This window comes from Sorangium sp. So ce302, from assembly GCF_051530145.1.
GTDB lineage: Bacteria > Myxococcota_A > Polyangia > Polyangiales > Polyangiaceae > Sorangium > Sorangium cellulosum_B.
Map to the genome: position 1 here is coordinate 5,843,817 of NZ_CP150326.1, position 13,765 is coordinate 5,857,581.

A 13,765-nucleotide genomic window follows, 5' to 3' on the forward strand; every position below is an offset into this window, starting at 1 on the left:
GCGAACGCGCAACGGCTGCGTGCTCCACGGCGATCTCCATCGAGCACCGCTCGCTTCCACGAGCAGCCGCCGCGGAGTCACCCCGCAGCGGCCATCCGCACGACGCCGGCCCGCTCGGGCTCCCCGAGACGCTGGCCTCGACGGAGCAGCCGGCAGCGCATCGCGTCAGAACCCCTGCGAGACGACGCGCTCGATCGTGTGCGTCGAGATGTTGCCCGCGACGACCTCCGGATCTCGCAGCAGCGCCTGGTGCAGCGGGATGTTCGTGCGGATGCCGCCGATGATGAACTCGTCGAGCGCGCACCGGAGCCTGGCGATCGCCTCGGCCCGGTTCGCGCCGTGCGCGATCACCTTGGCCACCAGTGAATCGTAGGAGCTGGGAACGCGAAAACCGCCGTACACGCCGGAATCGACGCGGATCCCGACGCCGCCGGGCGAGTGGTACTCGGTGATGAGGCCCGGCCACGGCACGAACGAGCGCGCATCCTCGGCGTTGATCCGGCACTCGATGGCATGGCCCCGGAAGCTCCAGGGCCGCGTGTCGGGCAGCGAGAGGCGCTCGCCTGCAGCGGCGAGGATCTGCTGCGCGACCAGATCGACGCCGGTCACCATCTCGGTGACGGGGTGCTCGACCTGGACCCGGGTGTTCATCTCCATGAAGAAGAGCTCGCCTCGCTCATCCATCAGGAACTCGAGCGTGCCCAGGCCGGTGTAGCCGGTCTCGAGGATCGCACCCCGGAGGATGTCGCCCATCCGGGAGCGCTTCTCGTTGTCCATCGCCGGGCTGGGCGACTCCTCCATCACCTTCTGGTGCCGGCGCTGGAGCGAGCACTCGCGCTCGCCGAGCGTCCACACGCCTCCGTGCTGATCCGCGAGCACCTGGAACTCGATGTGGCGCGGCGCCTCGACGTAGCGCTCGAGGTAGACGTCCGGGTTCTTGAAGCCGCTCAGGGCCTCCTGCGTCGCGATCTCGAACGAGCGCTGCACCTCGCTGGCCTCGCGGACGATGCGCATGCCCCTGCCCCCGCCGCCGCCGGAGGCCTTCAGGATCACCGGATAGCCGACGCGCTCGGCCTGCTCGGCCGCGTCCGCCGCGCTCTTGAGCACGCCCGTGCCGCTGAGCATGGGGATGCCGAAGCGCTTGGCGACCTCGCGCGCGGACACCTTGTCGCCCCAGGTCCGCATCGCCTCCGCGGTCGGCCCGATGAAGGTGAGGCGGCACTTCTTGCAAAGCTCGGCGAACTTCGCGTTCTCCGAGAGGAACCCGTAGCCTGGATGGATCGCGTCGGCGCCCGTGACCTCCGCCGCCGCGATGATCTGCGGGATGTTGAGGTAGCTCTTCGACGCCTCGGCCGGACCGACACACACGGCCTCGTCCGCGAACCGGACGTGCAGCGCCGCGGCGTCCGCCTCGGAGTGGATGGCTACCGTGCGGATGCCGAGCAGGCGGCAGGCGCGGATGACACGCATCGCGATCTCGCCGCGATTGGCGATCAGGATCTTCTGGAACACGGCACCCTCGCCCGGGCAGCGCTAGCTGCTCCGCACCTTGAAGAGACGCTGCCCGAACTCGACCGGCTTGCCGTTGTCGACGAGGATCTCGACGATCGTGCCCGGAGAGTCCGCCTCGATCTCGTTCATCAGCTTCATCGCCTCGATGATGCAGAGCGCCTGACCCACGCGGATCGCGCTGCCCACATCGACGAACGGGGGCGCATCGGGCGACGGCGATCGGTAGAACGTGCCGACGAACGGCGACGTCACATAGGAGATCCCCTCGTCGCTCGCCGCCGCCGGCGCGGCAGGGGCCGCGGGCGCGGCAGGGGCCGCGGGCGCGGCGGCCGGCGCAGGCGCCGCCGCGGGCGGCGCGACCGGCGCGCTGTGGATCTGGAAGGCGGCGGGCGCGAGATGCGGCGCCGCGCCCTGCGGGACAACGCCTCCGCGCGTGAGGCGAATGCGAACGTGTTCGTCCTCGAACTCGAAGTCGCTCACGTTGCGCTTCTCTAAGATGCGTACCAGCGCCCGCAACTGCTTGAGGTTGATGTTCATGGAAGGACGTTCGGCCATCGATGTTTGCCGCCTTTCAACCAGAGTGACGGCGCATGTTCAACCTCTTTCGTCGGATCGCAGCTTCTCCAGATGCCCGAGCAGCCCGATCAGCCCAAGGACGTACGAGCTCGGACCGAAACCCGCGACGCGCGCCATGCACGCAGGCGCGATGCGGGAGCGACGGCGGAACGGCTCACGGCCGTCCGGGTTGGAGATGTGCACCTCGACGGTAGGAAGCGCGCTCGCGCGGATCGCGTCATAGAGCGCGATGGAGGTGTGCGTGTACGCACCGGCGTTGAGGAGGATGCCGTGGAAGCCGCGATCGCCAGCGTGGCTGATCGCGGTCACGAGCTCTCCCTCGCAGTTCGATTGCATACACGACACCGAGGCGCCGCGGGCCTTCGCGGCCTCCTCGACGGCGCGGTGAACGTCATCCAGCGTGGCCGTGCCGTAGATCGCTGGCTCGCGCTTGCCCAGTCGATCGAGGTTCGGCCCGGAGATGACCGAGATGCTGAAGCCGCTCAGGCGAGCTCCTTCAGCAGCACCGGCACCTTGGTGCGCAGGAGGTACCGGGCCTTGCCGATGTTCGCGTCGGGCGTCATCGAGAAGGCCACGAAGTACGAGTTGTTCACGACGCGGATCAGGGTCGTGACCTTCTCCGCCTGGATCGCGATCTCGGCGGCGTTGCCCGCGTCGAGCATCTCGGCGGCGCGCTGGATCGACTTCAACACGACGCTGAACTCCGCGCCGATGGTGGTGATGTCGAACGCGGCCCCCGGCTTGGAGTAGCTGTCGACCGGGATCCCCTCGAAATCCATGAGAAGGGTCGCGATGCCGCCCTCGGTGTTCTCTACGACTTCCTTCAGCACGGCCTGGAACATGCGCCGAGATTACCCAAGCGCGGCACGATCGGGAAAACAAACGAACCTGGCCCGGCATCTCGCGCCGCGGCCCGGGAGAGCCGGCGCTCCTCATCGTCGCCCGACCCGCTCGGCCGCGCGCGGCCAGGCCGATGGCAGACGGGCGCGCACGGCGTTGACGACAGATGGCACTGCGCGGCAGCGCCGCGAAAGCTCGTACCGGCCGCCTGCCATCGTGAACCAGCGCGACAGGCGCAACAGGCGCAACAGGCGCAACAGACGCAACACGACGCGACAGGCGAAGCGCGGCGGAACGTTGGACCGGGCGGGCGCTTTGCCTCTTGCATCCTGGTCCCAACCGGGCGATTCCCGCCCCTGGGGGCCCGCTCCAAAGCACGCCTTGACCCTCGTCCAGGCGAGCGGCTAACGTGCGGCCGTTCTTTCGCCTCGCGGCAAGGCCCGGAGGCGGATCCCACCGGCGCGTCTCGCCGGGGGGCCGACGTCAAACGTGGTCGGGAGCGGCGTGCGCCGTACCCGCCATCTCATCAAGAAAAACAAGGACGGCCCAACATCTATGCGTGCTCGAGCCGGGGATCCCCCCCGCACGATGCCCCAGAAGATCCTCGCCGGGCGGGCGACGGATCCTCAGCTGCGCGGTGATCTCGTCCAGGTCAAGGTCGACCAGGTGATCCTCTCCAGGGCGCCGTCGCGCGCGCTGGCCGAGGCCATCGCCACGGGCATGAAGAAGACGCCGGTCGAGGTCGCCGTCGCCTACGACGGCACCTGCGTGGCCGACGCGAGCTCGCTCGCGGATATCGACGAGGGCAGCCCGCACTCGGTGTCGCCCGAGTTCCCGACCTACAACATCCCGATCGCGCGGCCCGGCATCGGCTTCCCTGCGCCCGTTCACCTGGAGCGCTTCGCGGCGCCGGCGCGGCTCGCCCTCACGGACGACCCGCGCCTCACGACCGTCGGCGGCATCGGCATGCTGTCGCTCGTCGTCTCGCCGAGCCAGCTCGGGCAGGCGCTCGCCACGGGCTCGGTCTGGCTCCGGCCGCCCCGCAGCGTGCAGATCCACCTCTCGGGCAGGGTGCGGCCCTTCGTCTGCGCGCGGGACGTCGCCCTCGAGCTGCTCCGCAGGAACCTCGACGAGGTGGTGCGCCGCATCGAAGGCGAGCACCACGCGCCGGTGATCCTCGAGTTCGCCGGGCCGAGCGCGCGGCTCCTCTCCGTGGGCGACCGCGCGGTGCTCTGCGGCATCGCGCCGCAGGTCGGCGCGGCGGCGGCGCTGTTCGTGAGCGACGAGAAGACGGAGGTCTTCCTCCGCGATCAGCGCAGGTCGAAGGCCCACCGCGCGCTCGTGCCGGACCCGGGCGCGCCTTGCGAGGAGGTCGTCTCGATCGATCTCGGCACGGTCGATCCGCTCCTCATGGACGAGGAGGGCGTGGTCCGGCCCGTCCGCGATCTCGCCGGCAAGCCCGTGGCGCAGGTCGTCCTCGGGGGCGACTCCGGCGTGACGTTGCGCGACATGCTCGCGGCGGCGCTGCTGCTCAAGTCGAAGCGCGTCCCGTCGCGGCTCGACCTGCTCGTCGCGCCGCCGTCGCGGCAGGTGCTCGAGGTGCTCGCGCAGTCGGGCGCGCTCGTCGATCTCGTCGCGACGGGCGCGCGCATCGTCGAGCCGGACAGGCGCGTCGTCACGTCGGAGATCTACCCGCCGCCGCCCGGCAGCCTCTCGCTGCGCACCGCGGATCCGGAGCCGCGCATCGCCGGGGCGCCGTCGTTCGTCGTGGCCTCTGCGGAGACCCTGGCCTACGCGGTGGCCACGGGCGCGGTCGGCGATCCGCGGTCGTTCAAACGTCCGGTGCGGGTGACGGTGCCGCGGGCGCTGCCGACCGACGACGTGCTGATCCTCCGCGACAAGAAGGGGGAGCAGGTGAGCACGAAGAAGCCGCCGCCAGCGCCCGCGGCGGTGCCGTGGAAGGGGCCGCTGACGCTCGACGTGCTCGCCGGCGTGCCGAAGGTGAACGGGCACGCGGCGGTCGGGGCGCGCGGGCGCGCCGCCCCTGCGCCGGTCGCGGAGGCCGCCGCGGACCAGCAGGGGCAGGCCGCGCCGGCGGAGGCCAAGCCAGCCGGCGGCGTGGCGCTCGTCCTGTCGACGCTCGACGAGGTGCGGGCGGTCGCGGAGCGCGCGACCGATCTCTCGACGGTGCGCGCGGTGGTCGCGCCCTTCGTCCCGAGCACCGCGGTGTCGGCGTTCGCGAGCGAGGGGATCGCCACGTTCCTCGTCGGCACGGAGGCCCTCGGCAGCATCAAGGACCAGAAGAGCGTGGAGCTCCCCGCCCCTGCGCAGTGGGGCGATCGCGTCGCGGCGATCTTCGGGAGCGAGCGCGTCGAGGTGGCCTGGCTCGCGACCGGCATGGAGCGGAGCTGGACCCACGCAGGCACCGTGCGGCAGCCGCCCAGCGCGGGCAAACCAGCGAGGTAGCCGGGCCGAGATCCCGGTGGCGAGGCCGCCTCCCACAGGAGCGGGGAGCCGCCTTCCACCGGGAACCGGGGAGCCGGACAGCAGCGCTCAGGGAGCCGCGCGCACGGGGGCCAGCGGGGCGAGGAGCTTGATCTCGTTCGTGAGATCGCGGAAGCGGATCTGCTGCTCGTTGATCTGCATCTCGAGGACGATGACGCGCTTCGTGATCTCGTCGAGGCGCGCCGACGCCTTCGCGAGCCGATCCGTGAGGTCGCGGCGGAGCTCGTCGGCTGTCTTGTTCTTCTCGATGGCCCTGAGGTTCTGGCGGAGCTCGTGGCTCTGCTGCTCGAGGCGCTGCTGCTCGGCGAGGATCCTGTCGCGCTCGTCGATCGCCGGACGGAGCTTGCCCCGGATGTCCCAGGCCTGACCGAGCTGCTTGGCCACGGCCGCGTCGGCGCGCGGGTCCTTCAGGTAGCCTTGCACCGCGTCGTCGGCGAGCTGGTCGAGCCAGTCGATCTGCTGCCGGAAGAGCCGCCGCTCGTCCACGTCGAGCACCGCCGTCCCCCGCCGCGGCACGTCGATCGGCACGAGCGCGCTGCCCGTGCCGACGTTGTCCTCCGTGCCCTTCGGGGGCGCGTGCAGGCGCGTCCCGTGCAAGCGGGGGTGCTTCACGAGCGTCCTCGCCGCGAGGTCGGCGCCGTTGCGGACGGCGTACTTCGTGTGCGTGACCCAGTCGCGCTCGATCTCGAGCGCGCCGCCCTCGATCTTCGCGATGCGCGCGCCCTCCGCGCTCTCCTCGCGCGTCGTGTCGACGGCGAGGCCCCGCTCCAGCGCGAACGGCACCGTCGTCGTGGCCCCCGGCGGCAGCGGCTCGACCATGCCCTGGCCCAGGAACGCGCCGTTCTCGAAGACGGCGATGGGGCCGCGCTCCAGCAGCCCCTTCGTGTCGTTCGTGAAGCGCGCCACCCGGAACGGGTGAGAGCTCGACGCGGGCACGCCGCCGTCGGGCGCGAACAGGAAGATCGACTCGCCGGGGACCTGCCTGGCCAGGAGCAGGACCATCGTCGCGCTCTTGTCGGGGATGTCGACCGGGAACGGGATGTCGTAGCGGGTCGTGCCCGCCTCCATCGCGACCGCGGCGAGGGCGCTCATGTTGCGCGGCGGAGAGGGGTTCATCGCCATGGGCGGCGGTGCCGGCGCCGCCGCCGGCGCTGACCGCTTCCACTGCGGCCCCGCGTGTTGCCCGCCGGCGCGCGCGTCTTCGCGGTCGCTCAGCCTCACGCTCGGCTTCGCGGCGGGGACCGTGGCAACCGCTCCCCGCCTCGCGGACCGCAGCCTGCCGCCGCCGCCCTTCTCCATTTCGGCCTCGGCCTCGTCTGCGGACGCGTACTCCTCGGCGGCGTCGCCCGGCGCCATGGGCGCCGGCGCGACGGGCGGCGGTGGCGGCGGCGCGGCCTCGGTGGCCAGCGTCGTTTCGCTCGTCGGCACGGACGCGATCACCTCGCCCTGATCGCTGACGACAGGGCGCGGCGGGATCGCCGCCTGGTCGAGCGTCGCCTGGAACGCGAGCGGCGCGCCCGCCACGAGCGACAGTTTCACCCCCTTCCAGTCCTCGCCCGAGAGGTTTTGCACGATGCCCCACGCCTGAAGGTGCGCCTGCTTCGAGTCCGCGCGCGGCGCTGCGCCCTGCGCCCCGCCCGCCCCCATCACGAGCCGGTACGACGGCCTCCACACCGGCGTCTCCGCCACGTAGCCGATCACGAGATCGTGCTCCCGCCCGTCGAGGGTGAGCTTGACCGTCTCGTGGTCGTCGTCGCGCTTCTTCTCCCGCGCCGCCGCGCCCTTGCCCTTCGGCGGCGGCATCGGCGTCACCTCGGGCCCAGGCTCCGGCGGGGCCTCGTCCTCGCCAGATCCGTCGTCGACCTCGACAGGGAACGACGCGCTCCGGACGCTGCTGCCGCCGGCCTCGATGACCGCGAGCGTCGCGAGGAAGTCGCCGACCTTCTCCTTGCGGATCCGGAAGGTCACCTGATCGGCGTCGATGAGCCCTCGGCGCTCGAAATACGCGACGCCGTTCCTGTAGATGACCACGCGCCGCAGCGCGAGCCCCGAGGCGTCTATATCGGGGCCACGCGCGCAACCGGCGAGCAGCGTGAGAGCGAGGAGCAGGCCGGAGCCCGCTCGCGCGACGTCGTACCGTCTCATGAATGTCCCTGGGTTTCGCTTGCGTCAGCTGTCGGAGGGCGCCGTCGAGGCGCGACGCCAGTCGGGCGGCAGGTCGAGAAAGCCCTCGTTGCAGAGGAACTCGTAGAGCCCCTCACAGACCTCGCCGCAGATCATGCTGAAGAGGTGGGGATCGGTGATGAAGAGGATCGTCTCGTCGCGCTCGGCGCCCGCGGTGTCGGCGAGCTGGGCGACCAGCTCGTCCTCGGCGAAGCCGACGAGCATCACCATGAGGTGGCGCTCGAACGCGGCGCGGAAGCGAGGGAACGCCTCGCTCGTCAGCTTGTACGCGTACGCCCTGCCCTCGAACGTACGCGCGTCCTGCACGACCCGCGCGGAGATCTCGCCGAGGCTCTGGGCGAGCTGCACGCTGAAGAAGTCGACGAGCACGGCGTGGACCACCGAGACGATGCGCCTGAGCTCGCTGGATCGGCGCGCGAGGAAGGCGTCCTGCATGTCCTTCGTCAGCTTCGCGAGCAGCTCGAACGACTGCTCCCGCGCGTCCTCCGACGCGAACTCGAAGCCGTCGAGCTCGGCCTCGATCCGGTTCTTGTAGCGGGTCAGCACGTAGAAGAGCGCCTGCTCGCCGTGGTGGATCACCTTCGGCGCGCCGTCGCGGCCGCGCGTCTTCTCGTGGAGCTCGGACTGGAAGAACAGGCGGGCGAGGTTCCTGTGGATCTTCTTGAGCCGCCGCTCGACGAGCAGCGAGATGCCGTCCTCGCGGATGACCCGCTCGAGCAGGGCGCAGAGCGTCTTCTCGTGCGCGTCACGGATCGCGTCGCGGTTCTTCGCCCCGCGATCCCCGGCGCCCGCCGACGCCTGGATCACCTTCAGCTGGGCGACGACCTGCGCGGTGACCGCGTCGAGCTCGGGGTTGGTCTCGAGATCGGCGCGGTAGTGGACGATGCGGGCCTGCATCTGCTCCTCGAGCAGGCCGAGCGCCATCTCGGTGATGTGGTCCTTCAGCGCCTGGCTGACGTGCTCGCCGACGCGCCGCGGCGCGTCGGGCGGGAGCGGCCTCGGCGGCTCGTGCGCCGGCCTCCCCCCCGGTTGCGATCGGCCCGAGGGCGGCAGCGGCGGAGGGTTCCGAGGGACCGGGGCCATGACCCGAGAGCATAGCGGAACTCGCCCGTGGTGTGCGGTTTTGGCGGAGCGGCGCGAGTCGGAGTAAGACGGCGGCCATGCACGCGGCCATGCACACGCTCGCTTCACCCACGCGCGCCTGGGGACCGGAAGGCCCACGGGCGCCGTCCTCGCCGGCCCTCTCGTCCATGGCGCCCCCGCGCCTGGCCCGCCGTCGCCTCGCGGCGGCGCTCGCGCTCACGCTCGCCAGCGCCGGGGCGGGCTGCTCTCGCGACGGCGACGGCCAGCCGCCGCCCGCGCGCACGCCGGAGCCCGCGGCACGGCAGGAGCCCGCGGCGGCGGCGCCGGCCGCCACGGCAGAGAGCGCCGGGACGACCGCTGCGACGGACAGGAAGGACGGCACCGCCGTGGCGCCGACAGGGCAGCGCGAGAGGTTGAACGTCCTCGTGGTCTCGATCGACAGCCTGCGCGCGGACATGCCGTGGAACGGTTACGAGCGCGACATCGCGCCCGTGCTCACCGCGTTCGAGAAGAAGTCCGTCAGCTACACGCGCCACTACGCGATCTCGTCGTACACCTCGATGAGCGTCGGCGGCTTCCTCGCCGGCCGGTACCCGAGCGAGGTCGATCGCAGCGGCTACTTCTTCGGCAACTACCCCGACAGCGTCCTCATGTTCCCGGAGCTCCTGCAGAGGGCCGGGGTGCGGACGATGAGCGCGCACGCGCACTTCTACTTCGACCAGAAGGCGGGCTTCCGTCAGGGCTTCGACGTGTACGAGATCGTGCCGGGGCTCTCGGCCGACAACACGACCGACCGGAACGTCACGAGCCCGGGGCACCTCGAGCTCGCGATGAAGATGCTCTCCGACAAGGCGAACACCTCGGGCACCTTCTTCGCGTACTTCCATTTCCTCGATCCGCACGACGTGTACATGACGCACGAGGGGAGCCCGACGTTCGGCAAGCGCGCCCGCGACAAGTACGACGGGGAGGTCAGGTTCACCGACATGCACGTCGGCAAGCTGCTGGACTTCGTCGCGCAGCAGCCGTGGGCCAAGGACACGGCGATCATCGTGACCGCGGACCACGGCGAGGCGTTCGGCGAGCACAAGATGTTCCGCCACGGCTTCGAGGTGTGGGATGTGCTCACCCACGTGCCGCTGATGATCCAGGCGCCCGGGATCACCCCGCGCCGGATCGACGTGCCTCGCAGCTCGATCGACCTGGCGCCGACGATCCTGGAGCTGACCGGCGCGCCGGCAGAGCCATCCTTCCCGGGCAAGAGCCTGGTGCCCGAGCTCCACGGCGCGACGCCGGAGCCGCGCGACGTCATCGTCGATCTTCCGCGCACGAGCGACAACGACCGGCGCAGGGCGCTCATCCACGGGCAGTACAAGCTCATCGCGTACGGCGACGACGACGCGTTCGACCTCTTCGACCTCGTCGCGGATCCCGGGGAGACGAAGGATCTCAAGCGAACGCAGGCGCCGGTCTTCGAGGAGATGAAGGCGCTCTACAAGGAGCGCTCCGCGGCCATCAAGGACGTGTGCCCGAAGAACACGGCGAAGCTCAAGGGGAAGAAGAGCAACAAGCGGTGCTAGCGCGCGGAGCGGAGCGCCGCGCGCTGGCACCGCCGAGGGCCAGCGCTAGCGCGCCGGCGGGGCGACGGTGAGCGTCAGGACGTCGTCCTCGCCCGCCTCGATCCCGGCGCGCGCCACGAGGCGGGCGCCTTCGCACTCGAGGTGGAGCACGACGGGCGCCACCGCCTGGCGGCCGCACGACGGATCGCCCGAGACGCGCGCCGCGAAGGCGCTGCGCGCGAGCTCGACCGCCAGGGCGATGCCTCCGATGCGGCCCATCGCGTCGTCCGGGGCGACCTCGCGCGCCGAGCGCGCCTCCTCGAGGCGCGTGAAGAGCGCAGGCCCGCGGATCGCGACCTCGATCGGGCGGCCCGACGCGTCCTCGAGGACGGCGACCTCTATCTCCGCCTGCCGGGGCGCGCTCTCGCCCTCGGCCGTCACGACGAACCAGAGCGGGATCCGCTTCGCGCAGACCGCTGCGCCCGGGCCGGCGCGCTCGTCGGCGGGCGCGCAGCGGGGAGGCGGCAGCGCCAGGCTGAACGGGACGATCACCTCCGCCGGCGCCTCTGCGAGGGGCCGCCCCCAGGCCCGCCTGTCCAGGAACCGGCGCAGCCACGCGGTGACCTCCTCGCCGACCCGCGCGCGATCCGCGCGCTGGGTCGCGAGCTGCGCCTCCGTCTCCTGAGCGGCGCGCGAGAGGACGTCGCCGGCGCTGCGCTCTCGGACGAGCTCGCGCAGCCGGTGGGTCGCCTCATCGCGGAACGCGCCCCTGGGCAACGTCGCGAGGTACGCGGTGAGGCCCGCGGCCGTCCTGCGCTTCGCTGCGTAATAGATCGGCTCGGCCCGCGTGAGGTACGCGCGCACCTCGCCGGCGAAGGCCCCGCGCGGATGGCGCTCCAGGTAGGCCGACGCCGCCGAGAGCCGCCCCTCGAGGGTCCTCGACACGCGCGTCGCCCGGTACGCCGCGTAGTCGTCGTAGCTCGCCAGGAGCGCCGGCTTCGAGGCGCACCCGGACAGGACCGCGACGAGCGCCGCGAACGAGAAGTTCCGAGCGGAAGTCGCAAGGCGTCGGCGGGAAGCGACTGCGCCACGCCCGCTCATGGCGCCTCTTCCAGTGGGCAAAAATTGCACTCGGTCGGGGTCGACGCGCCCTCGTCGGCCATGTGGCCGCGGTACTCGTCGCAGCTCGCGAACTTGAGCTTGTGCAGGCACACCTCGCCGTCGTGGACCAGCGGATAGCAGCCGGCCGGGAGCTCCGGCGCAGCCTCGAAGGCGCAGGCGGCGTCGCAGGCGCGCGTGCGCAGGCCGCACTCGTCGCACCGGGCGCAGTCGATCTGCGCCTTCAGGGCGAAGAACTTGTAGGGGTCGAGCTCCTCCGGCGCCTGCCCGCAGCTGCCGATGTCGCCGACCACCGGCGCGATGCCCACGAAGAGCAGCAGCGCCGCCACGCCGGCGATCTCCTTCGCCCGGGGGCGCCCGCCACGACGCTCGCGCTCCGGCAAGCTCATGGCAGGAGCTCGTGATCGATCATGAGCCCGAGCTGCGCCGAGACGACGGGGTAGACGGTGTACGCCGCGTCGTACGTCGCGGCGCCATAGAAGAGATCCCCGACGATCTCGCCCGAGAGCGCGACGCCCGCGAGCAGGGAATACCCGAGCCCCAGGGCGAGCTCGCCTCCGACGTTCACGTCGGGCTCGATCAGGATCGCCGCCCCGAGCCGCCCGTACCCGAGCACACGCGAGAGGCCGCGGTAAGCGACGAAGTAGCTCGGCGTGAGCGACTCCTGCGGGACGCCGCCGACGGCGACCGAGAAGCGCAGCGCCCCGCCGTGCTGAACGCCGTCGGCCGGCCCCAGCGCGAGCGCGACCCCGAGATCGAGGTACCCCGCGGTGAGCGAGAGCGACTCCGCCGTCTCGCCGAGCTGCGTCTGCAGGCGGTAGGGGTTGTTGAACCGGATCCCCTTCCCCATCGCGACGGTCGACACGACCCGCCCCGCCGTCGCCGGTGGCCGCGCGAGCGCGCGGTACGCATCGAGCTCGGCGCCGCCGCGATCCTCGCCGGGCAGCGGCGCCGCAGCCCCCTCGGCGCCGCGGTCTGCGGCGGGCTGGGCCGCGGCGGCGCGCCCCGAGGATGCCCCGAGCAGAACCGCCACCAGCGCGAGCCCGGTCCGGAGTTCCAGCATGGCCACGAGCCTTCTACCCCGAGGCAGCGCCCGCTGGCACGCTCAATTGCGTCCCGGCCACGCGCCGCGCGAGCCTCTCCGCGGCATCGCCGCCCGGCGACGGCGGCGACGGCGCCGCGCGCCTCCGGCACGGCGCTCGCCTCCGCTGCGTATCCGCCCGCTTCACCTGCGGACCGGACCCTGCATGGTGAGACCACCGTGAGCAATTCAAGCACCCGAGGCAGGCAAGGCACCGCCGCACAGCCGTCGGCGCTGCGCGCGCCGCGCGCCAGCACGACGCGGCGTCGAGAACGAGAAGATCCCAGCGAACCGGGAAGGCCGCTCAAGCCGGCCCATGAAGCCGCGATGTGGGCCGGCGCGGGCGAGCTGGACGAGCCGTTCGTCGACATGCTCGACGCCGCGGCGGCGCCGCCGCTGCGGGGCAAGGTGAACCCGCGCAGCGAGATCAGCGACGTGATCCCGACGCTCGACGACGAGGTCCGCGGCTACCACCACCACCCGAACGACGCCGGCAGCACCGAGTTCGAGGTGAACCCCGACGCCGCCGACGCCGCCGCCGATCTGGCGAGCGACCTCGGAGCTGAGTTCCTGGAAGGCGCGACGAGGGGCCAGGACGTCAGCGACGTCGTGATGTCGCACGACGACGACGACGGCGATCTGCCCTATCTCCTGGAAGACGAGGACGTCGAGTCCGTAGAGCCAGACGCCGAAGCAGAGGACGAGCAACCGGTGACCCAGCGGATGCGGCGGCACGCGGGCTGACAGGCAGCGCGCGCCGTGCGTGACGGCACGAGGTCGCGGCGCGCCGTCACGCACGGCGCGCGACGAGGTCTGGCCCGATCACGCCTGACCGAGCACGGGCAGCTCCGCCACCACCTCTCCGTCGATGCGGATGAAGGCCAGCAGGCCTTCGTCCTCGTAGGCCAGCACATCGAGCACGATCCGCTCGCACAGCGGCAGCACGTACAGCGCTCCGTCGTCCGCCATCACCGTCATGGATCGCACAGGTGCGCTCGCCGTGGGCAGCGTCTCTGTGGTCCGTCGTCGCGCATCCATGTCGCTTGAGCTCCCAGGCTTGAATCGAGCTCCGGCCACCGCCGGCGCCGCGAGGCTAGAGGGCCTGCCCGTCATCTCACCAAGCGCCTTCCATGCCACGACGTTGGCGCAGTAGCGCCGGAGCCCGCGGCGTTCCACGGCGACATATGGCTTTCGCCCTGGCCCGCGCCGCTGCGTCGCTGCGGCTCAGCCGCAAGCGGCGCCGCTCCCCGCCCGCAGCGGAGCGCGGCGCGCCCGGAGCACCGCAACACCTCGATTTCGAGCCGTC

The 13,765-nt window shown here is 71.8% G+C and carries 13 protein-coding genes; 3 read left to right on the forward strand and 10 right to left on the reverse strand.

What is annotated here, in order from left to right:
- Nucleotides 1–165: 165 nt before the first annotated feature.
- The 4 genes from accC to WME73_RS22185 are packed head-to-tail and all read right to left on the reverse strand — an operon-like array spanning nt 166 to nt 2,930.
- A complete protein-coding gene (accC, locus tag WME73_RS22170) occupies nt 166–1,512 on the reverse strand; it encodes an acetyl-CoA carboxylase biotin carboxylase subunit (protein WP_437747373.1) in 1,347 nt (448 codons plus the stop codon).
- A 21-nt stretch (nt 1,513–1,533) separates the two neighbouring features.
- On the reverse strand, nt 1,534–2,049 hold the full coding sequence (gene accB / locus WME73_RS22175; protein WP_437916975.1) for an acetyl-CoA carboxylase biotin carboxyl carrier protein: 516 nt from the start codon (nt 2,047–2,049) through the stop codon (nt 1,534–1,536).
- Nucleotides 2,050–2,106: 57 nt separating this feature from the next.
- Nucleotides 2,107–2,574: a type II 3-dehydroquinate dehydratase gene (locus tag WME73_RS22180; protein ID WP_437748006.1), complete on the reverse strand. Its 468-nt coding sequence runs from the start codon at nt 2,572–2,574 to the stop codon at nt 2,107–2,109.
- Entirely contained in the window at nt 2,571–2,930 is a 360-nt protein-coding gene (locus WME73_RS22185) for a roadblock/LC7 domain-containing protein (protein ID WP_012236555.1), read from the reverse strand. The genes WME73_RS22180 and WME73_RS22185 overlap by 4 nt, the downstream gene beginning before the upstream one ends.
- Nucleotides 2,931–3,516: 586 nt before the next feature.
- Here WME73_RS22185 and WME73_RS22190 point away from each other — a divergent pair.
- A complete protein-coding gene (locus WME73_RS22190) occupies nt 3,517–5,394 on the forward strand; it encodes an aconitase family protein (RefSeq protein ID WP_437747375.1) in 1,878 nt (625 codons plus the stop codon).
- An 87-nt stretch (nt 5,395–5,481) separates the two neighbouring features.
- Here the strand turns inward: WME73_RS22190 and WME73_RS22195 are convergent, their stop codons facing one another.
- A complete protein-coding gene (locus tag WME73_RS22195) occupies nt 5,482–7,578 on the reverse strand; it encodes a hypothetical protein (protein ID WP_437747376.1) in 2,097 nt (698 codons plus the stop codon).
- A 24-nt stretch (nt 7,579–7,602) separates the two neighbouring features.
- The gene (locus tag WME73_RS22200) at nt 7,603–8,700 is read right to left on the reverse strand and encodes a hypothetical protein (RefSeq protein ID WP_437916976.1); all 1,098 of its coding nucleotides are present in this window, start codon (nt 8,698–8,700) and stop codon (nt 7,603–7,605) included.
- Between the two features lie 167 nt (nt 8,701–8,867).
- Between WME73_RS22200 and WME73_RS22205 the strand changes: the two genes are divergently transcribed.
- Nucleotides 8,868–10,280, forward strand: coding sequence for a sulfatase (locus WME73_RS22205; protein WP_437916977.1), 1,413 nt, complete (start codon nt 8,868–8,870; stop codon nt 10,278–10,280).
- 45 nt (nt 10,281–10,325) lie between these two features.
- Here WME73_RS22205 and WME73_RS22210 read toward each other — a convergent pair whose 3' ends face one another.
- Genes WME73_RS22210 through WME73_RS22220 form a run of 3 tightly spaced genes read right to left on the reverse strand, consistent with a single transcriptional unit; the run spans nt 10,326 to nt 12,441 of the window.
- Complete coding sequence (locus WME73_RS22210) at nt 10,326–11,360, reverse strand: hypothetical protein (protein ID WP_437916978.1); 1,035 nt, start codon at nt 11,358–11,360, stop codon at nt 10,326–10,328.
- Entirely contained in the window at nt 11,357–11,767 is a 411-nt protein-coding gene (locus WME73_RS22215; protein WP_437300945.1) for a hypothetical protein, read from the reverse strand. Before WME73_RS22215 ends, WME73_RS22210 begins: the two co-directional genes overlap by 4 nt.
- Nucleotides 11,764–12,441 carry a hypothetical protein gene (locus WME73_RS22220; RefSeq protein WP_437747380.1) on the reverse strand — a complete coding sequence of 226 codons (678 nt, stop codon included), beginning with the start codon at nt 12,439–12,441 and terminating at the stop codon, nt 11,764–11,766. The genes WME73_RS22215 and WME73_RS22220 overlap by 4 nt, the downstream gene beginning before the upstream one ends.
- A gap of 198 nt (nt 12,442–12,639) precedes the next feature.
- Here WME73_RS22220 and WME73_RS22225 point away from each other — a divergent pair, with 198 nt between their 5' ends.
- On the forward strand, nt 12,640–13,203 hold the full coding sequence (locus WME73_RS22225; RefSeq protein WP_437873275.1) for a hypothetical protein: 564 nt from the start codon (nt 12,640–12,642) through the stop codon (nt 13,201–13,203).
- 78 nt (nt 13,204–13,281) lie between these two features.
- Here the strand turns inward: WME73_RS22225 and WME73_RS22230 are convergent, their stop codons facing one another.
- Nucleotides 13,282–13,437 (reverse strand): hypothetical protein, encoded by a 156-nt coding sequence (locus WME73_RS22230; protein WP_020736650.1) that lies wholly within the window; start codon nt 13,435–13,437, stop codon nt 13,282–13,284.
- Nucleotides 13,438–13,765: the final 328 nt, after the last annotated feature.